This window comes from Rhodanobacter sp. Root627, assembly GCF_001427835.1.
Classification (GTDB): Bacteria; Pseudomonadota; Gammaproteobacteria; order Xanthomonadales; family Rhodanobacteraceae; genus Rhodanobacter; species Rhodanobacter ginsenosidimutans.
This window is the reverse complement of sequence record NZ_LMGW01000002.1, coordinates 894,953-917,678: the sequence shown is the minus strand read 5'-3', so window position 1 is coordinate 917,678 and position 22,726 is coordinate 894,953. Positions and strand designations below refer to the sequence as shown.

The window sequence follows — 22,726 nt, the reverse complement described above, 5'->3', positions numbered from 1 at the left end:
GCGGTCGCGTCCTGATCGATGCGACGTCGCCCGGCGATCAGGTCGCGCTGCTTCTCTCGGCCCGGCAGCGAAGTCCGTTGCCCACGCGCACGGCCAGGCCAAGCAGCAGGAAAAAGAACAGCGATTGCGACATCACCCGGAAAAGCACGCTTTCCGTGAGCGCGCACACGGCATAGAGCACCACGATCGCCAGGCCGGCGTACGCGGGCCTGGACACGGCGTCGTCGGGATCGGCCGCGTGCCGGAAAAAATAGAAGAACGGCAGCGCGAACAGCAGCAACAGCACCGCCAGCCCGAAGATGCCGCGGGTGGCGGCGGCGTCCAGGTATTCGTTGTGCGGATGGCCGTATTGCGCGACCGCCACATTGGTGCGCCCGGCCGCCACTTCGCTGCGTATGTAGGTGCCGAAACGGTCGATGCCCACGCCAGCCAGCGGGTGTTCCTTGAACGCGCGCACGGCCGTGCGCCACATTTCCAGCCGCTCGCGCACGGCGCCCTTGGCGTCGTGGTTGGGGTTGTACGAGCTGACTTCCTGGCTGATGCTGGCGAAGCGTTCGACCAGTCGACCATCGAGATTGGCAGCCGCGGTGAGCGCGGCGGCGATCCCGATCACCAGGATCGGCAGCCATTGCCGGCGCCGCAAACCCTTGCGATAGCCATGCAGCGCCATCACCAGCGCAAACGCCGGCACGAACGCCAGCAGCGGCCCGCGGCTCTGGGTCAGCAGTGCGCCATAGATACCCAGCGCCATGGCGGCGCCATGCAGCCACTTCTCGCCTCTGGTCGCCTTCGGGTTCAACAATTGCAGCAGCGCCAGCAAGGTCAGCCCCAGCATGACGGTGGCGAATTCGATCGTGCTGGCGGGGCCGCCATTGAGCCCGGCCGGGCGCAGGACACCGTAGAAGTGGTGCTGCACGATGCTCACCGCGCCGAGGAAAATCAGCGTCAGGCTGAAGCCGTTCCAGACCTTGCGCATGCTCAGGCCAAGGCTGAAAACAGCGGCGATCACGGTGTACATGATGATGTGCGCCGACTGGTCGAACTCGCGCCAGCCGAGTTGGTGTTGCCAGATGTTGACCACCGAAAGCGCCACCATCAGCGCCGCGGGAACCAGCGCGGGCCAGGCGTAGCGGTAATCGCGGCGCACCGCCCGGTTCCCCACCAGCAACCACAAGCCGGCCAGGAAAAGCAGTGCAATCGGCAGCACCCTGACGTGTTTTTCGATGGAGAACGACAGTGGGACCAGGATCACCAGCCAAGTGCAGCACGCCAGTGCCCATCGCTTCAACTGTGTACCGTGCATGGCGTCCATTGCGTTCCAGCGGTTGCGCGATTGGGTGGGTGGTGGAGCGACGTGCCGCCCGGGGGAAGGCAGGCGGTGTGCGGCAGCGGTTGGAAAATAGCAAATCGAGCCGAACGGACGCGTTGTATAGCTGGCCCCGGCTTACCGCCAGCTGAGCCTTTCATCGGGTCCGTTTTTCGATCACGGCGTAATACATGCCATCCAGGTCGCCGTCACCGGGCAGGATCTGCCAGCCGACGCCGGCCGCCTGGCCCGCCGGCAGGGTGAAGGCGGTCGCCCGCGCATCGGGCTGCGCGGCCAGTAGTTCGCCCACGATGGCCTCGTTCTCGGCGCGCAGCACCGAGCAGGTGATGTAGACCAGCCGGCCAGCCGGCGCCAGCAGCGGCCACAGTGCCGCCAGGATGCGGCGCTGCTGCGCGTGCATCGCGGCGATGTCGCTTTCGCGCCGGTGCAGCCGCACGTCGGGGCGACGGCGCAACACGCCGGTGGCCGAGCACGGCGCGTCGATCAGGATGCGGTCGAACGGCTGGCCCTTCCACCAGCCCTTGGGCGCACCGGCGTCGCCGATCACGACTTTCGCATTCAGGCGCAGCCGCATCAGGTTCTGGCGGATGCGCTCGGCGCGGGCGGCGTCGAACTCCAGCGCGGTGAGGTCGATGTCGGCGCGTTCCAGCAGATGGCAGGCCTTGCCGCCGGGCGCGGCGCAGGCGTCCAGCACGCGCAGGCCGTCGCGCAGGTCGGCCAGGTCGGCGGCCACCTGGGCGGCGCCATCCTGCACGGCGAAAAAGCCGTCCTCGAAGCCGGGCATGCGGGTGACGTCGGTGCTGTGCGGCAAGACCAGCGCGTCGCTCAGCCACGGGTGCGCGCTGGCCGCATAGCCGGCGGCATGCAATTTCTCGATCAGCGCCAGGCGTTCGCTGCGCTGGCGATTGACGCGCAGCATCAGCGGGGGTTCGCGGTTGTCCGCTGCCATCACCGCGTCGGCCTGCTGCGGCCAGTCGCGTTGCAACGCGGCGGCCAGCCACGCCGGATGCGCGTGGCGGGTCTGGGGCTTGGCGTCGAGGCGGGCGAGCAGGCTGTCGCGCTCGCGCTGCCAGCGTCGCAGGATGGCGTTGACCAGGCCCGCCAGCTGCGGCCGGCCCAGCGTGCGCGTCGCCTCGACCGTGGCGGCCACGGCGGCGTAGTCGCTCAGCTGCAGGATTTCCAGTTGCACCAGCCCCAGCACCAGCAGCGCGTGCACGGCCGGGTCCTTGTGCCGCAGTGGTTTTTCCAGCAAGCCGTCAACGGCGGCATCGAAACGCAACCACCAGCGCGCGCCTTCGCTGAGCAAGGCCATCAACAGCGCGCGATCGCGCGGATCGGCCAATCGCCGTGCGTTGCGTTCCATCACGTCACGCAGGGACGCGCCGCGCAGGGCGACTTCAGCCAGGCCTTTGGCGGCCAGCGCACGGGTGTCGGGTTTCATCGGTGGCACGTCATGGCGTGCGCCGCAGGTCGGGGCGCGCGTTGAGGTAGTCAATGACGTTGACCCGTTTGCCACCAGCGCGTTGAACCGCCAGCACGCGCAGTGCGCCATGGCCACACGCCAGGTCGATGCCGTCCCGGTTGGCTGCGATCACGCTGCCGGGCGCCACGTGATGTGTGATGTCGATGGCTTGCGCGGCCCAGATCCGCACACGCTCGCCGGCGATCTCGCCTTCGGCGACGGGCCAGGGGTCGAACGCGCGCACCTGGCGCTCCAGTTCGATCGCCGGGTGCTGGAAATCGAGCTTCGCTTCGGCCTTGTCCAGCTTGTGCGCATACGTCACGCCTTCGTCGGCCTGTGGCACAGCGCCCGGCATGTTGCCGGCCAGCAGGCAACGCAGGCCATCGGCGAGCACGTCGGCGCCCAGCGCGGAAAGACGGTCGTGCAGCGAGCCGCCGGTATCGTCGCGGCTGATCGGCGTGCGTCGTTCCAGCAGGATCGGGCCGGTGTCCAGACCCGCTTCCATCTGCATCAGGTCGACGCCGCTTTCCGCGTCGCCGGCAAGAATGGCACGCTGGATCGGCGCCGCGCCACGCCAACGCGGCAGCAGGCTGGCGTGCACGTTCCAGCAACCGAAGCGCGGGATGGCCAATACCTTGCGCGGCAGGATCAGGCCGTACGCCACCACCACCAGCAGATCCGGCTGCAAGGCGGCCAGCGCCTGTTGCGCTTCGGTGGATTTCAGCGAATCGGGTTGATGCACCGCGATGCCGGCCGCCAACGCGGCCTGCTTCACCGGGCTGGGCGTCAGCTTGCGGCCGCGGCCGGCAGGGCGATCGGGCTGGGTATAGACGGCCACCACCTCGGCGCCGCTGGCGCGGCAGGCCTCGAGGCAGGGCACGGCGAAATCGGGGGTGCCGGCGAAAACCAGCCGCAAGCCGGCGCTACTCAAGCACTGGCCGCCTGCTTGCGCGCCTTCTCAAGCCGCTTCAGCAACATGCCGCGCTTCAGCGCAGACAGGTGGTCGACGAAGACCTTGCCGTCGAGATGATCGATCTCGTGCTGGATGCAGACCGCCAGCGGTCCCTCGACATCGACGACGAACTCGTTGCCGTCGGCGTCGTATGCCTTCACTTTCACCTTCAAGGCGCGGGTGACATCGGCATACAGGCCGGGAAACGACAGGCAACCCTCCTGGTAAACCTGCGAGCCTTCCTTTTCCAGGATCTGCGCGTTGATCAGCGCCAGCGGCTCGGTACGCCCCTCGCTCATGTCGGTCACCAGCACGCGCTGGTGCACGTTGACCTGGGTCGCGGCCAGGCCCACGCCATTGGCCGCGTACATGGTTTCGAACATGTCGGCGACGAGCTGCTTCAGCTTCGCGTCGAACACGGTTACCGGCGCGGCACGGGTGCGCAGGCGTGGGTCGGGGAATTCGAGAATGGACAGAACGGACATGGTTTTTTCACCTCGACGCCGAAAGTGCGGGCGACTTGGTGAAAATCGAGCCCTGGCGCCATTTAGAATGTGCCTCATTGTACGTCGGCAAGCGCGTGTCTGCAGACGATTTTTGTCGACGGACGACTGTTGCGCGTCAAAAGGGTTCAGCTACACTCGACCGAGCATAAGGGGAGGGGGATTCCCAACAATGATCAGAAAAACCATCGTCCTGCTGGCCGGCTTGCTGGTAACCGTGGCCGTCTACGCAGCAGGCGCGCAACTGCGCACCGATCATCCCGACAATTACACCGTGCGCAGTGGCGACACGCTGTGGGATATCTCCGCCCGTTTCCTAGTCAAGCCCTGGCTGTGGCCGGAAATCTGGCAGGCCAATCCGCAGGTGCGCAACCCCCACCTGATCTATCCGGGTGACGTGCTCAACCTGTCCTTCATCAACGGCCCGTCGCTGCGCCTGCAGCCCAGCGTGCATCGTGAAGGCGACGCGGTGCCGGCTATCCCGCTGTCGGAACTGCGCACCTTCCTGAAAGACCTGCGCGTGATGAATTCGAACGAGGTCAGCTCCGCGCCCTACGTGGTGGGGCTGGAGGAAAACCGGCTGCGCGGCGCAGTCGGCCAGAACATCTACGTTCGTGGCCTGCAGGCCACGCCGGGCCAGCGTTGGGCCATCGTGCGGCCCAGCCACGTCTTCCGCGGTTTCGAGCAGGACGACCCGGGCGACGCCGACAGCCGCATTTTCGCGCATGAGCTGGACAGCAATGCGGCGATGGTCAACGCGCCGTGGCGCGAGGATTCCCGCCACGACGGCCAGACGGGTCGCGGCCAGGACATGGGCGTGGAAGTGACCGTGATCGGCACCGCTGAAACCCTGCGCACGGGCGATCCGTCCACCTTGCTGCTGCTCGACTCCACCCGCGAGATCCGCAGCGGCGACCGCGTGCTGCCGATCGACGACGCGCCGTACGACCCCTACTTCTACCCGCATCCGCCCAAGTCCATTGCCCAGGACTCCCACGTGATCGGCTTCGCCGATGCGCTGGACGCGGCGGGTTCGCGCCAGGTGGTGGCGCTGTCGGTCGGTGCGAAGGATGGCGTGGACAACGGCCAGACCTTCTCGATCTATCGCCCCGGCGAGAACATCCATGACGACGTGGCCAGCAGCAGCTGGCGCCGTGGCGTGGGTTCCCGCGTCACCCTGCCGGACGAATTCGTGGGCCACGTGATGGTGTTCCGCACCTTCGACCGGGTCAGCTACGGCCTGGTGATGGACAGCCTGCGGCCGGTGCACAAGAACGACAAGCTGGCGATGCCGGAGTAGTCCCGGCGGCGAAACCCGGCGACATTGCCTGACACCACGGCGCGGCTACCACCGCGCCGTGATTGTTTGGGGTGACTGCGTAAACTTCGGGGCATGGACGAAACACACGAATTGCGCGCCTGGCTTACCGCCCTGCGCACGCCGGGCCTGGGGCCGGGCGGCTTGCGCGAGCGGCTCGACGCCACAGATGGCGACATCGATGCCGTACTGCGAAACCTACACCGCCACCGAACCGCGCTGGGTGAGGAAGCCAGGGCCTGGCTGGACGCGCCCGACGAGGCGCGGCTGGCTGCCGACATCGCCTGGCTGGCCGAACCGGATCACCACCTGTTGCGCTGTACCGACGTGGATTTCCCGCCGCAGCTGGAAAACATCCCGCAGCCGCCAGCCGCCCTGTTCGTGGCCGGCAACCCGGGCCTCGCCTTGCTGCCGCAGGTCGCCATCGTTGGCGCGCGCAGCGCCAGCGCGGCGGGTATGGCCCACGCCAGTGCGTTCGCCCGAGCGCTGGCGCAGGCTGGCTTCGCCATCACCAGCGGCATGGCCGACGGCATTGACGGCGCCGCCCACACCGCCGCGCTGGATGCCGGCGGCAGCACGCTGGCGGTGATCGGCACCGGCGCCGACCGGGTCTATCCGCGCAAGCATCATGCCCTGGCCCGGCGCATCGCCGCGCAGGGCGCCCTGATCAGTGAATACCCGCTCGGCACCGGCGCCCGCGCCGACCACTTCCCGCGCCGCAACCGCATCATCGCGGGCTTGTCGCTGGGCACGCTGGTGGTCGAGGCGGGCTTGCGTTCCGGCTCGCTGATCACCGCCCGGCTGGCCGGCGAGCAGGGGCGCGAGGTGTTCGCCCTGCCCGGCTCCATCCACAATCCGCTGGCCCGCGGTTGCCATCGGCTGATCCGCGACGGCGCCCGGCTGGTGGAAACGGCCGCCGAAATTATCGAGACATTGACGCCCGCAGCGCGCATGCTTGGTGGCGAACTGGCCGCGCGGCTGGGCAGCGCCGGCGTGGCCGCCAGCGAGGGCGACACCACTTCGGCCGCATCGGACGACCCGGCATATCGCGACTTATGCGGGGCACTCGGTCATGATCCGGCGACGTTGGACGAACTTGTGCAACGTACGGGTCAGACGGCGTCGGCGCTTTCCTCGATGCTGCTGATGCTGGAATTGCAGGGGCGCGTGGAGACGTTGCCCGGCAACCGCTACCAGCAACTGCCGGGCTGAATGCGCGGCCGGCGTGATTTGGCTTGACAGTCGCCCGCCCGGCGTGGTTTCAACTATATATATGCGCCCGTCGCCCGGCGGCGGTCTTTACGTTTGTGGAAATCCAGTTTCATGGCAAAAAACCTGCTCATCGTCGAATCGCCGGCCAAGGCCAAGACGATCAACAAATACCTCGGCAAGGACTTCCAGGTGCTGGCCTCCTACGGCCACGTGCGCGACCTGCGGCCGAAGGAGGGCGCGGTCGATACCGAGCACGGCTTCACCATGGCCTACGAGGTGATCGAGCGTAACGAGAAACACGTCGACGCGATTGCCAAGGCCGCCAAGCTGGCCGACGACATCTATCTCGCGACCGACTTGGATCGCGAAGGCGAGGCGATCAGCTGGCACATCAGCGAGATCCTCAACGAGCGTGGCCTGACCAAGGGCAAGCAGCTGCACCGGGTGGTGTTCTCCGAAATCACGCCCAAGGCGATCAAGGCCGCGGTGGCCTCGCCACGGCAGTTGTCGCACGACCTGGTCGATGCGCAGCAGGCGCGCCGCGCGCTGGATTACCTGGTCGGCTTCAACCTGTCGCCGGTGCTGTGGCGCAAGGTGCAGCGCGGGCTTTCCGCCGGCCGCGTGCAGTCGCCGGCGTTGCGCATGATCGTGGAGCGCGAGGAGGAGATCGAGGCGTTCAAGGCGCGCGAATACTGGACCATCGAGGCGCAGCTCAAGCACGCCGAGGGCGATTTCAGCGCCCGCCTGTCCCGGCTCAACGGCAAGAAATTCGAACAGTTCGACCTCACCAACGAGGCCGATGCACAGGCGGCCCGCGACGCGCTGAAACAGGCCGCGCGTGGCCGCCTCACCGTCAGCGACGTCAGCTCGAAGGAGCGCAAGCGCCGCCCCGCCGCGCCGTTCACCACCTCCACCCTGCAGCAGGAAGCCGCGCGCAAGCTGGGCTTCACCACCAGCCGCACCATGAAGGTGGCGCAGGGTCTGTACGAAGGCGTGGCGCTGGGCGACGAGGGCAACGTGGGCCTGATCACCTACATGCGTACCGACTCCACCATGCTCGGCGACGACGCGCTGGCGGAGCTGCGCCAGCTGATCGCCCGCGACTTCGGCGCCAAGGCGTTGCCGGATGCGCCGCAGGTGTACAAGACCAAGTCGAAGAACGCGCAGGAAGCGCATGAGGCGATCCGCCCCACCTCGGCGATGCACACGCCACGGTCGGTAGCGGCATATCTCAACGACGACCAGCGCAAGCTGTACGAGCTGATCTGGAAGCGCACCGTCGCCTGCCAGATGATCCACGCCACGCTGAATACCGTCTCGGTGGAATTCGCGCTGCCGCATGTGGAAGGTGGCGACGCCTCGTTCCGCGCCAGCGGTACCACGGTGGTCGACCCCGGCTTCCTTGCGGTGTACGAGGAAGGCAGCGACCAGAAGAAGGCCGATGACGACGACGAAGGCCGTCGATTGCCGCGGCTGGAAAAAGGCGAGGCGGTGCCGCTGCACGAGATCGCCGCCGACCAGCACTTCACCGAACCGCCGCCGCGCTATTCCGAAGCCAGCCTGGTCAAGGCGCTGGAAGAGCACGGCATCGGCCGCCCGTCGACCTACGCCAGCATCATCCAGGTGCTGCAGAACCGCGAGTACGTCTACCTTGACAGCCGCCGCTTCAAGCCCAGCGACGTGGGCCGCGCGGTCAGCAAGTTCCTCACCCAGCACTTCACCCAGTACGTCGACTACGACTTCACCGCCAAGATGGAAGACGAGCTTGACGCCGTCAGCCGCGGCGAGGAAGCCTGGGTGCCGTTGATGGAGCGCTTCTGGCAGCCGTTCAAGCAGCAAGTGGACGAGAAGACCGAATCGGTCGACCGCAGCGAGGCCACCGGCGCGCGCGAACTGGGCACCGATCCGAAAACCGGCAAGCCGGTGTCGGTGCGGCTGGGCCGCTTCGGGCCGTATGCGGCCATCGGCACCAAGGACGACGAGGAAAAGCCCACCTTCGCCAGCCTGCGCCCCGGCCAGAGCATGCACACCATCACCCTGGCTGACGCGCTGGAGCTGTTCAAGCTGCCGCGCAAGCTGGGCCAGGCCGAGAACGGCGACGAGGTCAGCGTGGCGATCGGCCGCTTCGGCCCGTTCGTGAAGCAGGGCAGCACTTACGCCTCGCTCAAGGCCGAGGATGATCCGTACACCATCGAACTGCCCCGCGCGCTGCAGGTGGTGGCCGAGAAACTGGAGATGCTGGCCAACCGCCTGATCCTCGACTTCGGCAATGGCGTGCAGGTGCTGAATGGCCGCTACGGCCCCTACATCACCGATGGCGAAAAGAACGCACGGATCCCGAAAGACCAGGAACCCAAGACGCTGACCGAAGCCCAATGCCTCGAACTGCTGGCCGCCGCGCCGGTGAAGAAAGGCCGCTTCGGCAAGAAGACAGCCGCCAAGAAAGTGGCCGCGAAAAAGGCGCCGGCTGCCAAAACGGCCGCCGTGAAAAAGACGGCCACCAAGAAGACCGCCACCAAGAAGACCGCCGCCAAGAAGTCTGCGACCAAGAAAACGGCCACCAAGAAAGCCGCGGCGAAGAAGACCACGGCGCGCAAGACGCCAGCCAAAACCGCCGGCACCTCGGACGCGGGCGAGGCCTGAGTGTTGCAGCGCTTTGCCGAGGGCCAGATCGATGCCGCCGCCGCGCTGCTGCGCGACGGCGGCGTGCTGGCGTATCCGACCGAAGCGGTGTTCGGCCTGGGCTGCGACCCGCGCAACCGGACGGCGTTCGAGCGCCTGTTTGCGCTGAAGCAACGGCCGCCCACGCAAGGCGTGCTGCTGATCGCGGCGGACTTCGCGCAGGTGGAGTGCTACATCGACCGCGCCGCCGTCCCCGCTGACGTGCTGGCGCAGGTGCAGGCCAGCTGGCCCGGGCCGCACACCTGGATTCTTCCGCGCGCCGCCGACATTCCCGAGTGGATCGCCGGCGCGCACACCGGTATCGCCTTGCGGGTGACGGCCCACGCACCTGCGGCAGCCTTGTGTCGCGCCTACGGTGGCGCGCTGGTTTCCACCAGCGCCAACCCGCACGGCAGCGCACCGGCCCGCTCGGCGGACACGGTGGCCAGCTACTTCGGCAACGCGCTGGACGGCCTGCTGGACGCGCCGCTGGGACAGCAGGATCGGCCCACGACCATCCGCGACGCCCTCACCGGCGCCACCATTCGGCACTGAGAGGTTGTGATTTCTTCAACCGCTCAGGCCGGCCATTGATGGCCGGCCGCGAATCGGTCACGCAAGTGGTTGATTCGCGTGAGCGAGCCCGGGCATGTACCGGACTCGCGATAGAAGAAAACCACCGGAAGTGGTTTTCTTCACAAGCTCTGAGCCGCCGCGTAATAATTCGCCGCTGAACCGTCTGCACGGAAGCACCTGCCGACCGGCCGGATGCCACAGGAGAACCCCGCTTGGCCATCGTCTACGACACATTCCAGCAGGAGGCGCCCAGCCGGCTGCCCCTGTTGTTCGCCACCGCCGCCGATCGCACGGTGGCCTGGCGCGATGGCGCCGCGGTCAGTGCCGCCCAATTCCTCGGCCACGTGCGACAGGTGGCGGCGCAGTTGCCGGCCACGGCGGCGACGGTCAACCTGTGTGAGGATCGCTACGCGTTCCTGGTGGCGTTCTGCGCCATCGCGCTGCGTGGCCAGACCAATCTGCTGCCCTCCTCGCGCGCACCGCAGGCGGTGGACGAAGTGATGGCGGCGCATCCCGGCTGCCATGTGCTGGGCGACCTGCCGCTGGATCTGGCGCCGCCGCGCTACCAAAGGATGTCGCCACTGGAGGCGACGGTCGAAAGCAGCGATTTCGCGCTGCCATTGATCGACGCCGACCAGGTGGTGGCGATCGGCTACACCTCCGGCTCCACCGGTGCGCCCAGCGCCAACCGGAAAACCTGGCGCAGCTTCCACGCCAGCACCGAGGGCAACCTGCGGATGTTGCGCGCCGAGCTGGGCCAGCGGTTCGAGGTCGTGGCCACGGTGCCGCCGCAGCACATGTACGGCATCGAGATGTCGGTGCTGCTGCCCTTGCTGGGCGATATCGGCATCCATGCCGGGCGTCCGTTCTTTCCCGCCGATGTGGCGGCGGCGCTGGCGGAGGTGCCCGCGCCACGCGTGCTGGTGACCACGCCGGTGCACCTTCGGGCCCTGGTCGATTCGGGCATCGCGCTGCCGCCGCTGGCGGCGATGGTTTCGGCCACCGCACCGTTGTCGGGCGAACTGGCGCTGGCCGCCGAGCAGCGCTTCGACGCGCCCTTGCTGGAGGTGTTCGGTTCCACCGAGACCTGCGTGTTCGCCAGCCGCCGCGCCAGCGTGCAGGAGGAGTGGTCGCTGTTCGACGGCGTGCAGTTGCACCCGCAGCCGGACGGCACCCTGGTCGATGCGCCACAGCTCGATGATGCGGTCGCCTTGGCCGACCTGGTCAGCCTCCACGATGGCGGCCGGCGGTTCCGTTTGCGCGGCCGTCGTGCGGACCTGCTGGAAATCGCCGGCAAGCGCGCCTCGCTGGCCGATCTCACCCGCCGCCTGCTGGCCATCCCCGGCGTGCGCGATGGCGTGATGCTGCAACTGGACGACGCCGACACCATCGGCGTGCGCCGCATCGCGGCCGTGGTGGTTGCGCCGGGGCTGGACGAGCACACCATCCTCGACGCGCTGCGCCGCGCGATCGACCCCTTGTTCCTGCCCCGGCCGCTGCGGCTGGTGGACGCGCTGCCGCGCAATGAAACCGGAAAATTGCCGCGCGCCGCGTTGCTGGCGCTGCTGCAGACCGCCGACGAAGGCCATTCACCAAACTGACCGCGCCGGCGTCCAGGGCGCAGCGTGCCCTACAATGCGCGACGGCGCCGCGCCGGCGCGCATCTGTTATCGGAGCAGTACATGAAGGTTCTCGTCATCGGCGGCGGCGGTCGCGAACACGCGCTGGCGTGGAAGCTGAAGCAATCGCCGCGGGTCAGCGAAGTGATCGTGGCGCCAGGCAACGCCGGCACCGCCCACGAGCCGGGCGTACGCAACGCCGACGTGGCCGTGACCGATATCGATGGCCTGCTGAAACTGGCCCGTGACGAAGGCATCGCGCTGACCGTGGTGGGCCCCGAAGTGCCGCTGGTGGCCGGCGTGGTCGACCGCTTCCGCGACGCCGGCCTGCGCATCTACGGCCCGCGCGCCATCGCCGCGCAACTGGAAGGCTCCAAGGCGTTCGCCAAGGATTTCCTGCAGCGGCACAACATCCCCACCGCCTACTACGCGGTGTTCACCGAGCTGGAGCCGGCGCTGGCGTACGTGCGCCAGCATGGCGCGCCGATCGTGATCAAGGCCGACGGCCTGGCCGCCGGCAAGGGCGTGGTGGTGGCGCTGACCCAGGCCGATGCCGAGCTGGCCCTGCACGACATGCTGGGCGCGCACAGCTTCGGCGACGCCTCCGCCCGCGTGGTGATCGAGGAATTCCTGGACGGCGAGGAAGCCAGCTACATCGTGATGAGCGACGGCAGCCACGCCCTGCCAATGGCCTCCAGCCAGGACCACAAGCGCCGCGACGAAGGCGACCTCGGCCCCAACACCGGCGGCATGGGCGCGTACTCGCCCGCGCCGGTGGTCACGCCGGAAGTCGAGCAGCGCATCCTGAAGGAAGTGATCGAACCCACCCTGCGCGGCATGGCGCTGGAAGGCGCGCCGTTCATCGGCTTCCTGTATGCGGGGCTGATGATCGACAAGCAGGGCAATCCCAAGGTCATCGAATACAACGTGCGCTTCGGCGATCCGGAGACGCAGCCCATCCTGATGCGGCTGAAATCGGACATGGTGGACCTGATCGACGCCGCGCTGGATGGCCGTCTGAATGAAGTCAGCGCGCGCTGGGACCGCCGCCCGGCCATCGGCGTGGTACTGGCTGCCGCAGGCTATCCGGCGCGAGTGCGCAATGGCGACGTGATCGACGGGCTGGATGCCACCGCCGCGCCCGACGTCAAGGTTTTCCACGCCGGCACCAAACTCGACCCACAAGGCCGCGCGATCACCGCCGGCGGCCGCGTGCTCACCGTCTGCGCACTCGGCAACGACCTTGCCGCCGCCCGCACGCATGCCTACGCTGCCATCGAGAAAATCCACTACGAAGGCGCGTTCCATCGCCGCGACATCGCGCACCGGGCGTTGCATCGTCACTGAGTTGGTCAGGTCGGACATGGGGTTCTGGAGGGATGACTTTTTTGGCCAGGAGCGCCCCCATCCGCCTTCGGCACCTTCCCCCGCGCAGCGGGGGAAGGAAGCTGGCTGCTTCGAGGGGTCCGATTGCTTCCTTCCCCCGTGCAACGGGGGAAGGTGCCGAAGGCGGATGGGGGCGCTTTTGGCCCCAAACTCCAGATAACCCAGGAAAACACCCGATACCCCCACCCACCTGCCATGGATTCGCATGAGCCAATTCGCATTGCTGGGCAAGCGTCGTTTCGCACCGTTCTTCTGGACCCAGGCGCTGGGGGCGTTCAACGACAACGCGTTCCGTAATGCGCTGTTGATGCTGGTGGCGTTCCAGATGGGGCTGGGCGACTACACCGTGTCGCTGTACACGAACTTCGCGCCGGCGTTGTTCATCATCCCGTTTTTCCTGTTCTCGGCCACGGCGGGGCAGCTGGCCGAGAAGTTCGAAAAGACGCGCATCATCCGTTGGGTGAAGCTGTTCGAGATCGCGGCGATGGTGGTTGCGGCGATCGGTTTCTACACCCATCACCTCTCGCTGCTGCTGGTGGTGCTGTTCATGATGGGCATGCACTCGACGGTGTTCGGGCCGATCAAGTACGCCATCCTGCCGCAGGCGCTGAAGCCGGCTGAACTGGTCGGCGGCAACGGCCTGGTGGAAATGGGCACGCAGCTGGCGATCCTGATCGGCATGATCGCGGGCAATGCCTTGATGCTGGTGGCTGGCGTGGGGCCGCTGCTGGCATCGGGCGCCACCATCGCGGTGGCGGTGGCGGGGTATCTGGTCAGTTGCAGGATTCCCGCCGCGCCGGCCACCGCACCCGAGTTGAAATTCAACTGGAACCCGTTCAGCGAGACGGCGCGCGTGCTGCGTATCACGCGCGCGGATCGCGCCGTGTGGAACGCGGTGCTGGGCATTTCGTGGTTCTGGTTTTTCGGTACCGTGCTGATCGCGCAACTGCCCAACTACACGCGCGAGACGCTGGGCGGCGACGGTTCGGTGAATACGCTGGTGCTGACCCTGTTCTCGGTCGGCAGCGGCATCGGCGCGCTGCTGTGCGAGCGGTTGTCGGGCAAGCGGGTGGAGATCGGGCTGGTGCCGCTGGGCGCGTTCGGGCTCACCGTGTTTGGCGTGGATCTGTATCTCGCGCGACACGGCATGGCGGCGGTGCGCGGTGTGGACTGGCTGACCTTCCTGCACGGCGCCGGCAGCTGGCGCGTCGCGCTGGATCTCACCCTGATCGGCGTGTTTGCCGGTTTCTACGTGGTGCCGCTGTTTGCCTTCGTGCAGGCGCGGGCGCCGCGCGAGAAGCTGTCGCGCATCATCGCCGGCAACAACATCGTCAACGCCTTGCTGATCGTGCTGGCGGCGGGGTTCGGCCTGGGGTTGGGTGCGCTCGGTCTGAATGCGTCGCAGATTTTCCTCGCCGCCGCGCTGCTCAATATCGCGGTGGCCGCGTACATCTTCACCCTGGTGCCCGAGTTCCTGATGCGCTTCATCACCTGGGTGCTGGTGAACACGCTGTACCGCGTGCGTGCCGACGGTTTGCAGCACGTTCCCGAGGATGGCCCGGTGCTGCTGGTGTGCAACCACGTCAGCTACATGGACCCGTTGCTGTTGATGGCGCAGCTGCGGCGGCCGGTGCGGTTTGTCATGTACTACAAGATCTTCAACATCCCGCTGATGAGCTTCGTCTTCCGCACCGCCAAGGCGATTCCCATCGCCGGTTACAAGGAGGACGCGGCTGTATTGCAGCAGGCCTACGACGCGATCGACGAAGCGCTGGCCGCAGGCGAGGTGGTGTGCATCTTTCCCGAAGGCGGTTTGACCGGCGATGGCCAGATCGCACCGTTCCGCCCCGGCGTGGAGAAAATCCTGGCGCGTCGCCCGGTGCCGGTCGTGCCGCTGGCGCTGCGCGGCCTGTGGGGCAGCGTATGGAGCCGCCGCGATTCACGCATGCACCGCGCCCGCCTGCCGCGCCGCTTCCGCGCCCGCGTGGAACTCGTCGCCGGCGCACCGTTGGAGCCGGCTCAGTCCAGCGCCGAAGCACTGGAAACACGCGTTCGCGAGTTGCGCGGCGATCTGGCCTAGCGACGCCTTTCCGATTCCCGATTCCCGATTCCCGATTCCCGATTCCCGATTCCCGATTCCCGGCGCTCAGGCCACCCAGCCGCCGATCACGATCAACGCCACCACGCTGAGCCACGCCAGCAGCGCCCGCAGCAGCGCGCTGCGCAACCGCACCAGCTCGGCCAGGGGGTCGGTGCGATCCTCGGCGTAGCCGTCGCCGCCCTCGATGTCGCTGATCGCATCGGCGCGGGCGGCCGCACCGAGAAAGCCCGGCCCCACGCTGTACCAGCTGTTGGTGGCGGCCTGGGCGTGCCAGCGCTGCCATGCGCCGATCACCGCCTCCCAGTGACCGACCACCGCCAGGGTCAGGGTCAGCAGTTGTGCCGGCAGCCAGTCCAGCGCGTTGGCCACATGCCGCGCGCTGAGCGCGCTGGCGTCGTCCAGTTGCAGCGAACGATCACGCCCCAGCGTCTGCCCCAACCGGTACGCCAGCGCACCAACCGGGCCAAACAGGAAAAACCAGAACAGCACGCCGAAGCGCCGGCGCAAGGCGGCGTACGCCACCGCTTCGCCCAGCGCGGCTGCCTGCCAGGCCACTGTCTCGCCATCCTCGGTCAGCGCCTGCGCCGTGGCTTCGCGCTGCAGCCCGTCGGGGGCCTGCACGATCGCTTCCAGGTCCGCCTCGAATTCGCGCGGCCCGAACGCATACAGCAGCACCGCCAGCGCAAACAGCATCTGCCACAGTTCACCCAGCGGCAGCCGCCCCAGCAGCCACGCTACCGCGGTGCAAAGCACCAGCGGCAACAGCAACGCCAGCACCACACGCCCCACACCGCTGGTGTCACCCAGTTGCCGCACCCACTGGCGAAACGGGCGGTCGCCACCCCAGCGGGCCAGTTGCGGCCGCAAATGCAGCAGACCAAGGACGATGAGGACGATGAGCAGGCTGATGGCCATGACAAACACTCGCGGGCGAATGGCACACATTGTAAGCGAGGGACGATCCGCCGTCTGGACGGCTGAAACTTCAACGCATGTCGTCGGCCGCGTTGCGGATTCGGGTGAGCGAGATCTACCGCCCGGCCGCGGCGACCAGGTCGTCCAGATCCATGCCGCCGCGCCGTTGCAGCCAATGCGCCAGCAAGCGGTAGGACACCGACAGCGGCGGTGAGGGCAGGAAACTGCCGTCCGCCAGGCCGTCGGCGATCTGCTGTGGGGTGAACCAGCGCGCTTCCTCCAGCTCGTGGTCGCGCATGGCGATCTCGCGCGAATGCGCGGTGGCGGTGAAGCCCACCATCAGCGAGGCGGGCATCGGCCACGGCTGCGAGGAGTGGTAGTGCACCTCGTCCACGAGCACGCCCGATTCCTCGGCCACTTCGCGCCGCACCGCGTCCTCCAGCGTTTCGCCCGGTTCGACGAAGCCGGCCAGCGTCGAATAGCGGCCCACCGGCCAGCCGGCTTGCCGCCCCAGCAGGCAGGCGCCGTCGTGTTCGACGACAACGATGATCGCCGCATCGGTGCGCGGGAAATGCACGCGCGCGCAGTCCGTATTGCTGCACTGCGCACGGTGACCGGCACTGACCAGGCGCAGCGTTGCGCCGCAACGGCCGCAATAGCGGGTCTCGCGTTGCCAGTGCACCAGACCCTTGGCGTATGCGAACAAGGCTGCTTCTTCGATCGGCAGCTGCAGCGCCGAGTGACGCAGGCTGGCGAAAGGCGCCCCCAGCGAAACCGCCAGCGCGCTGGTGCGGGTGGCATCATCCAGCGCCAGTACGAAATGCGGGCGCCCGTCGATCAGGCCGAGCAGGCTCGCGGGCACGTCGCCCAGCCGTTGTTCGCGCTCGGTCACGTCCAGCCAGCGCAGGGCCTGGCGGTCGCGTTGCAGCAAGGTGTCGCCGGCAGCGTCGAGCAAGAGGTAACGCGCATCACCGGATCGGGCCTTGGCATCGATCCAGGCGTGGTCATCGCGCTGCTCGGCTACCCGGTCCAGCACCAGGCTGAGCCCGGCAAAGGTGTTGGGTGGCGGCGTGCTGGCCCGGTCCATGCGAGGCGAGCCGTTCAGGCGGAGAACGACGACCCGCAGCCGCAGGTGGTCTTGGCGTTCGGATTGCTGATGACGAACTGCGCGCCGCTGAGGTTCTCGGCGTAATCGATCTGCGCGCCGGTGAGGTACTGCAGCGACAGCGGATCGCACAGCAGGGTCACGCCTTCGCGCTCGACCGCCAGGTCGTCCTCGGCCTGGGCCTCGTCGAAGGTGAAGCCGTACTGGAAACCCGAGCAACCGCCGCCGGAAATGTACACGCGCAGCTTCAGGTCGGGGTTGCCCTCTTCGGCGATCAGCTCATGCGCCTTGCTGGCGGCCGCCGCGGTGAACAGCAGCGGCGCACTGGCGCTGCGGTAATCGGGAATGGCGACGAAAGTGTTCATGACGTTCCAGATGGGGTCGTTGCGGGACGGTACAAGCATACCCGCGACGGCCTCCGCCTCCATGAACGCGGCTGGCGCGCGGGGCGCCATCGCGCTCGCCGGCTCAGGCGGATACGGCCTCTTCCGTCTCGGCGGGGGCCGGCAATTCGTGCGGCGCGGCAGCTTCCCCGCCATCGCCTTCACGGCTGATGCTGCCGTTGATCTGGGCACCGGCGGCCATTTCCAGCGTGTGGTAGCGCAGGTTGCCATCGATGCGTGCCTGCGCCGACAGCTCCAGCCGGGTGGTCACCCACACGTCGCCGGTGACATGGCCGTTGAGGATCGCGTGCGGCACGCGGATCTCGCCATCGACCTGGCCGTGCTCGCTGAGCGTGAACATCGCATCCTCGCCCTCGGCCACGATGGTGCCCTCGACGCGGCCATCGAGATGCAGCGCGCCGCGGAAACAGAGGTCACCGCGGATCACCGTGCCGCGGGCGATCAGGCTGGTGTCGTCGCTGGCTTGGTGGCGTTCTCGGCGCTTACGGTTGAGCATCGTTGTCTCCCAGGACGGTATTGATGTTGCCGCTGAGCGCGTCGCTCCAGGCGACGCTGCGGACCATGGCGGGTTGGCCTTCGGGCTGGATATGCAGGCGCAGCCGCGTGGGGCGGAAATCGGCTGGCAGCACCAGGGTGCCGCGCAGCTGCTGGAAATACTGGAACTTGAACGGGATGCCGGCCTTCTGGTCCGCGTCACCCAGGGCGGCCCAGTCCAGCCGGGTCACCTTGTCGCCACGCAATCCCTCCACGCTGACCGTGACGGCGCCGCTGATATCGCTGCCGCGGCGGGTGTTCTGCGACAGGCTCAGGCCGATGTCCCAGCCGTGCGACCCCGCGATGGGTCGCAGTCGCACGCCCTGTACCTGCAGCCCCGTGCGCTGGCCTTCGCCACCTATCAGGCGGGAATAGAAGCCGAGGTCGGCGCGCAGGCTGCTGAGCTCGGTTTCGCGCTGGGTCAGCGTATTTCGCAGGGAGCGGGTGGCCACCTCGTTCACCCGCGCGGCGCTTTCGAGGTTGGCGACTTGTTGTTTCAGCTGTTCGATCTGCGCGTTCAACGCGCGCTGCTGGCGGTGGTCGACGCTGGCGGGCGCGTCGTGCGACGTCAGCCATGCCACCAGCGCGCCGGTAAGCACCACGCTGCCGAGCCAGGCCAGGCCCAGCCAGAATCCCCGATAACGCCGCTCGCTGTGCGGCCGCACCACGAAGCGCGGTGGTGGTCGTGAGGCCATGTGACTCCCCCGGCAAACCCAAGGTATAGCGTCGCCACGGCGAGGCGGTCAAGGTTGGCCGCCTGGCGGCGCTCCGGAAAAGCGCCGCAGGTCACAACGATGGACTTCAGCTTTGCATCTTGCTCTGCAGGTAGCGCTCGGCGCCGATGTCGCGCACCAGGCTGAACTGGGTCTCCAGCCAATCGATGTGCTCCTCCTCGTCGTGCAGGATGTTCTTGAACAGGTCGCGGCTGATGTAATCGGCAATGCCTTCGCTGTACGCAATCGCCTCGCGCAGATCCTTCACCGCGGCCAGCTCCAGATCCAGGTCGCCCTGCATGGATTCCAGCGCGTTCTCGCCGATGCGCAGCTTGCCCAGGTGCTGCAGGTTCGGCAGGCCGTCGAGAAACAGGATGCGCTCGATCAGGTGATCGGCGTGCTTCATTTCCTCGATCGATTCCTTGTACTCATGCTCGGCCAGCTCGGTGTAGCCCCAATCCTTGAGCATGCGGAAGTGCAGGAAATACTGATTGATCGCGGTCAGTTCGTTGTAGAGCACCTTGTTCAGGAACTCGATGACCTTGGCATCACCCTTCATGGCAGTTCTCCGTTGACGACCCGCCGACTATACAAAGGTCACCGGCAGCGGAGCGAAACGCGAACGGGAATGGTTTGCCGATGCATCGCAGCGATGCGGCAAACGCGTGTTGCAAGGGGAAGGGTTTCAGGCTGCGACGAGCGGCAGCGGAAACGGCACCTGGGTCAGCGCCTGCTCCAGGATGGCGCGGGCCTCCGGCTCGCAGCAGCCGCAGCAGTCGGAACAACCCGTGCGGGCCTGCAACTCGGCGAACGTGCGCACGCCATCGGCCACCTCGCGGCGGATGTCATGGTCGGTAACGGCGTTGCACATGCAGACGTACATGGCGCGTATAAGAACGCGAATGCGAATGATTGTCAACAACAAAAGACGACGATGACGCTCAGGCCACCTTGCGACCGCCCTGCGGCGGCGTTGGTGCGGTGCTTTCGCGCGGCGGCGCGGTGCCCAGATCCACCTGGAACAGGCCTTCCACCAGCGGTGCAAACTGCCGCAGCGCGCGCTCGTAGACCTGCCGCTTGAAATTCACCACATGCGCGGCCGGGTACCAGAAATCGACCCAGCGCCAGATATCGAACTCGGGCTTCTCGCCCGCATCCAGCTTCAACGCCTCCTCGCCACCCACCAGCTTCAGCAGAAACCAGACCTGCTTCTGGCCAATGCAGGTGGGCCGCTGGTGATGACGCACGTAGCGGCCCGGCAAGCGGTAACGCAGCCAGCCATGCGTGGCGCTGACCACCTCAACATCGTGCTCGGAAAGGCCCGTCTCCTCCTCCAGCTCGCGGTACATCGCCTCCAGCGGCGTCTCGTCGCTGCGCATGCCGCCCTGGGGGAACTGCCAGCCATCGCGATTGACCCGGCGCGCCCAGAACAGCCGGCCGTCTGCATTCAGCAGAACAATGCCCACGTTGGGTCGATAACCATCAGCGTCAATCATCTCGCGTCCTCGGATCACGCGGCGCAGCACCGCACGGGACCGTACCCGTCAAGTCGATTCAAGCACGGCGCGCGAAGCCACGGCAAGCTCAAGGCTTGAACAGAAAGGTCCAGACGACTAAACTGCCGCGCCCCGCCCCCGATCATTCAGATCCCCCGCGGCGGGTTCCCAATGGCTATGTAGCTCAGCTGGTTAGAGCACAGCACTCATAATGCTGGGGTCGGTGGTTCGAGTCCACCCATAGCCACCAATAGCCTGTTTCAAGGCATCCGGGCAGAACCCAAGAATCGCTCGAAGCCCGCATGGCAGCGGTTTTTTTGTAAGTGCAGGGCCCATTCGCAGGATCTTCCGAGCAGCCTTCACGCAAGCCGGTCTTCCGTATTTCAACCCGCACAGCCTGCGCAAGACGCTGACTCTCTTCGGTCAGCAGCGCTGCACGTTGCCGGAGCAGCACAAGACATGGAGCCAGAGCCTGGGGCATAAGGGTGTGCTGACCACGTTCATGAGCTACGGAACGATATCAACTGCCGGCAGAGCGAGATCATGCGGTAGCTCGCATCCCCGAAAATCGACAAACGGTCGACCCAGCTAAACGCTGGTGACAAACATTCGCCAATTGCTCGACACCGCTGGAGCGTGAAATTGTCTCCACACCGGAACTGGCTGGTGAAGTCCGCGCCGTTGTCAAAGAGCCGGCTTGTCCTGAGCTCCTCAGTGCTTCGGTACTTGGTTTTTAGACTTATTTGTCTAACAATTATGACTATCTCCATTTTTTTGGCAAATACGTCGAATATGCAGACCTTGCAGGAAGTAGGCGAAGCGGTGGCGGTACGACGCCGATCACTCGGCCTGAAACAGGGCGAGGTAGCTACCCGTGCCGGCATCAGCCAGGACGTGCTCTCCCGTTTCGAGCGAGGCAAGTCGGCCGAGTTCGGTTCTCGCAAGCTGCTGGCCGTGCTGGCGGCCCTTGGCATGGAACTGCAGATCACCGAAACAGGCGCGTCTGGCTCTCTGGATGAGCTTCGGCGCGAGCGTGGTGGCGCATGAGCCTTGCCGTTTACGTGGGCGGGCGTGAGGTTGCCAGGCTGGAGGCCATGGGTGATTTCAAAAGTTCGATGACCTACGGTGCCGAAGTGGCGCCGGAGGACTTCGTTTCACTGACCATGCGGGTGCGGCCAGATCCTTACTTGTGGGACGACGTGCTGCATCCGGTGTTCCAGATGAATTTGCCGGAAGGATATCTGCTGCAGGTGCTGCAGGAGAAATTTGGCCCGCACATCGGCGCCAGCCCAATGGCGCTGTTATCGGTCATTGGGCGCAACATGATCGGGCGGATCCAAATCGCCTCTTCAGGTGCTGATCTGGATGAGCCGCCCAAACCGATCGATGTGGCCAGGTTGCTCCAGGGCGACAACTCGGAAGAGGCGTTCAACGAACTGGTGCGGCAGCACGCAACCAGTGGCGTGTCAGGCGTCGTTCCCAAGTTCCTCGACGTCGACAAGCTGAGCAAGGGTCCGCACAAGAAAGCCACGCTGTTTACCCATCAGCACATCATCAAGGGCTCGTCGCGGCTACTGCCGTTCGTGTCCTTGAACGAACACCTGTGCATGCAAGTGGCGCAACGGGTGATGCCCGCCGCCAGAACCGAGGTTTCCCGCGATGGCCACGCTTTGGTCGTCCATCGTTTCGACGTGGATGAAAACGGCGCGCGTCACTGGGGCATGGAGGATTTCTGTGCGCTGCTGGGCTTGCGTCCTGCTGCCAAGTACGAAACCACCTGGGAGCGCATTGCCAAGGCTGTGCGCGATCATGTGCCGGTGGTCAACCGGTCGACGACCTTCCGGCACATGGCGACCTTGCTGCTGCTCACGTACGCGTTGCGCAATGCCGACTGCCATGCCAAGAACATCGCGCTGCTCTACACCCGCCACGATGACGTTCATCTGGCGCCGGCCTACGACATGATCACCACCGCAGCCTATCCGGACTACCAGCGGAACCCGCCGGCGATCGCGTTCATGGGCAAGAAGACGTGGGACCCGGGCAAGAGCCTGCATACGTTCATCACCGCCACGTTTGGCCTCCCCTTGCGCGACCAAGTCGAGATCGTCGACCAGATCGCCGCGGCCATGGTCGATGTCGGCCCGATGGTTCGCGAAGCGATGGAGCAACATCCGGGCTTTGTCGACATTGGTAAGCGGATGCTTTTGGTTTGGCAGGAGGGCATCAATGGGCTTCGGGACAAACGTGGTTATGCGTTGGCCGGCGCGCCGTTGGGCGAAGCGTTTACCGGATTGTCGGAGCCGGGTCACGTCAAACCGACACATGCCGTAATTGGTCGCTCCGACCTTCTTGGGCGATCGAAATGAGCGCGTCGAATGTTGTCGCTCGGGCGGTAAATTCGCGTAGTGTGGATTCACCGTCGAAAGGAAGAACGCGAGG

21 protein-coding genes and 1 tRNA gene are annotated in these 22,726 nt (G+C 66.5%); 10 read left to right on the top strand and 12 right to left on the bottom strand.

The annotated features are described in order from the left end of the window. Positions 1 to 37 precede the first annotated feature (37 nt). From ASD68_RS11330 to def, 4 genes are all read right to left on the bottom strand, one after another. The gene (locus ASD68_RS11330; RefSeq protein WP_162247415.1) at positions 38 to 1,252 is read right to left on the bottom strand and encodes an O-antigen ligase family protein; all 1,215 of its coding nucleotides are present in this window, start codon (positions 1,250 to 1,252) and stop codon (positions 38 to 40) included. Positions 1,253 to 1,463: 211 nt separating this feature from the next. Beyond that, a complete protein-coding gene (gene rsmB / locus ASD68_RS11325) occupies positions 1,464 to 2,768 on the bottom strand; it encodes a 16S rRNA (cytosine(967)-C(5))-methyltransferase RsmB (RefSeq protein ID WP_056606793.1) in 1,305 nt (434 codons plus the stop codon). A 10-nt stretch (positions 2,769 to 2,778) separates the two neighbouring features. Further along, a complete protein-coding gene (gene fmt, locus ASD68_RS11320) occupies positions 2,779 to 3,720 on the bottom strand; it encodes a methionyl-tRNA formyltransferase (protein ID WP_056606789.1) in 942 nt (313 codons plus the stop codon). Next, entirely contained in the window at positions 3,717 to 4,226 is a 510-nt protein-coding gene (gene def, locus ASD68_RS11315) for a peptide deformylase (protein ID WP_056606785.1), read from the bottom strand. Before def ends, fmt begins: the two co-directional genes overlap by 4 nt. A gap of 190 nt (positions 4,227 to 4,416) precedes the next feature. Here def and ASD68_RS11310 point away from each other — a divergent pair, with 190 nt between their 5' ends. The 7 genes from ASD68_RS11310 to ASD68_RS11280 all read left to right on the top strand — a co-directional run bounded on the left by ASD68_RS11310 (position 4,417) and on the right by ASD68_RS11280 (position 15,096). Continuing rightward, entirely contained in the window at positions 4,417 to 5,544 is a 1,128-nt protein-coding gene (locus ASD68_RS11310) for a LysM peptidoglycan-binding domain-containing protein (protein WP_056606780.1), read from the top strand. A gap of 93 nt (positions 5,545 to 5,637) precedes the next feature. Further along, positions 5,638 to 6,774: a DNA-processing protein DprA gene (dprA, locus tag ASD68_RS11305; protein WP_056606777.1), complete on the top strand. Its 1,137-nt coding sequence runs from the start codon at positions 5,638 to 5,640 to the stop codon at positions 6,772 to 6,774. A gap of 111 nt (positions 6,775 to 6,885) precedes the next feature. After that, positions 6,886 to 9,417: a DNA topoisomerase I gene (locus ASD68_RS11300; RefSeq protein WP_056606774.1), complete on the top strand. Its 2,532-nt coding sequence runs from the start codon at positions 6,886 to 6,888 to the stop codon at positions 9,415 to 9,417. Continuing rightward, positions 9,418 to 9,990, top strand: a complete 573-nt coding sequence (locus ASD68_RS11295) for a Sua5/YciO/YrdC/YwlC family protein (protein WP_056606771.1) — start codon at positions 9,418 to 9,420, stop codon at positions 9,988 to 9,990. 233 nt (positions 9,991 to 10,223) lie between these two features. Beyond that, positions 10,224 to 11,612: an AMP-binding protein gene (locus tag ASD68_RS11290; protein ID WP_056606769.1), complete on the top strand. Its 1,389-nt coding sequence runs from the start codon at positions 10,224 to 10,226 to the stop codon at positions 11,610 to 11,612. Positions 11,613 to 11,693: 81 nt separating this feature from the next. Beyond that, positions 11,694 to 12,977: a phosphoribosylamine--glycine ligase gene (purD, locus tag ASD68_RS11285; RefSeq protein WP_056607532.1), complete on the top strand. Its 1,284-nt coding sequence runs from the start codon at positions 11,694 to 11,696 to the stop codon at positions 12,975 to 12,977. A gap of 244 nt (positions 12,978 to 13,221) precedes the next feature. Beyond that, positions 13,222 to 15,096: an MFS transporter gene (locus ASD68_RS11280; protein ID WP_056606766.1), complete on the top strand. Its 1,875-nt coding sequence runs from the start codon at positions 13,222 to 13,224 to the stop codon at positions 15,094 to 15,096. A gap of 66 nt (positions 15,097 to 15,162) precedes the next feature. Here ASD68_RS11280 and ASD68_RS11275 read toward each other — a convergent pair whose 3' ends face one another. From ASD68_RS11275 to ASD68_RS11240, 8 genes are all read right to left on the bottom strand, one after another. After that, on the bottom strand, positions 15,163 to 16,032 hold the full coding sequence (locus ASD68_RS11275) for a beta-lactamase induction protein (RefSeq protein WP_056606763.1): 870 nt from the start codon (positions 16,030 to 16,032) through the stop codon (positions 15,163 to 15,165). 115 nt (positions 16,033 to 16,147) lie between these two features. Beyond that, a complete protein-coding gene (gene nudC / locus ASD68_RS11270) occupies positions 16,148 to 17,119 on the bottom strand; it encodes an NAD(+) diphosphatase (RefSeq protein ID WP_056606759.1) in 972 nt (323 codons plus the stop codon). A gap of 14 nt (positions 17,120 to 17,133) precedes the next feature. Then, entirely contained in the window at positions 17,134 to 17,502 is a 369-nt protein-coding gene (erpA, locus tag ASD68_RS11265) for an iron-sulfur cluster insertion protein ErpA (protein WP_007082339.1), read from the bottom strand. 103 nt (positions 17,503 to 17,605) lie between these two features. Beyond that, positions 17,606 to 18,037 carry a polymer-forming cytoskeletal protein gene (locus ASD68_RS11260; RefSeq protein WP_056606757.1) on the bottom strand — a complete coding sequence of 144 codons (432 nt, stop codon included), beginning with the start codon at positions 18,035 to 18,037 and terminating at the stop codon, positions 17,606 to 17,608. Continuing rightward, positions 18,024 to 18,770 carry a DUF6776 family protein gene (locus ASD68_RS11255; protein WP_056606754.1) on the bottom strand — a complete coding sequence of 249 codons (747 nt, stop codon included), beginning with the start codon at positions 18,768 to 18,770 and terminating at the stop codon, positions 18,024 to 18,026. The genes ASD68_RS11260 and ASD68_RS11255 overlap by 14 nt, the downstream gene beginning before the upstream one ends. A 106-nt stretch (positions 18,771 to 18,876) precedes the next feature. Beyond that, positions 18,877 to 19,347 (bottom strand): bacterioferritin, encoded by a 471-nt coding sequence (bfr, locus tag ASD68_RS11250; protein WP_007082342.1) that lies wholly within the window; start codon positions 19,345 to 19,347, stop codon positions 18,877 to 18,879. Positions 19,348 to 19,473: 126 nt separating this feature from the next. Next, positions 19,474 to 19,671: a (2Fe-2S)-binding protein gene (locus tag ASD68_RS11245; protein WP_200945376.1), complete on the bottom strand. Its 198-nt coding sequence runs from the start codon at positions 19,669 to 19,671 to the stop codon at positions 19,474 to 19,476. Positions 19,672 to 19,729: 58 nt separating this feature from the next. Further along, the gene (locus ASD68_RS11240; RefSeq protein WP_007082344.1) at positions 19,730 to 20,284 is read right to left on the bottom strand and encodes an RNA pyrophosphohydrolase; all 555 of its coding nucleotides are present in this window, start codon (positions 20,282 to 20,284) and stop codon (positions 19,730 to 19,732) included. 173 nt (positions 20,285 to 20,457) lie between these two features. On the opposite strand from ASD68_RS11240, the gene ASD68_RS11235 reads away from it, so the two are divergent. The 3 genes from ASD68_RS11235 to ASD68_RS11225 all read left to right on the top strand — a co-directional run bounded on the left by ASD68_RS11235 (position 20,458) and on the right by ASD68_RS11225 (position 22,653). Then, positions 20,458 to 20,534 (top strand) — tRNA-Met (locus ASD68_RS11235). 506 nt (positions 20,535 to 21,040) lie between these two features. After that, positions 21,041 to 21,331, top strand: a complete 291-nt coding sequence (locus tag ASD68_RS11230; protein WP_082546043.1) for an XRE family transcriptional regulator — start codon at positions 21,041 to 21,043, stop codon at positions 21,329 to 21,331. Continuing rightward, positions 21,328 to 22,653, top strand: coding sequence for a type II toxin-antitoxin system HipA family toxin (locus tag ASD68_RS11225; RefSeq protein WP_056606749.1), 1,326 nt, complete (start codon positions 21,328 to 21,330; stop codon positions 22,651 to 22,653). Before ASD68_RS11230 ends, ASD68_RS11225 begins: the two co-directional genes overlap by 4 nt. Positions 22,654 to 22,726: the final 73 nt, after the last annotated feature.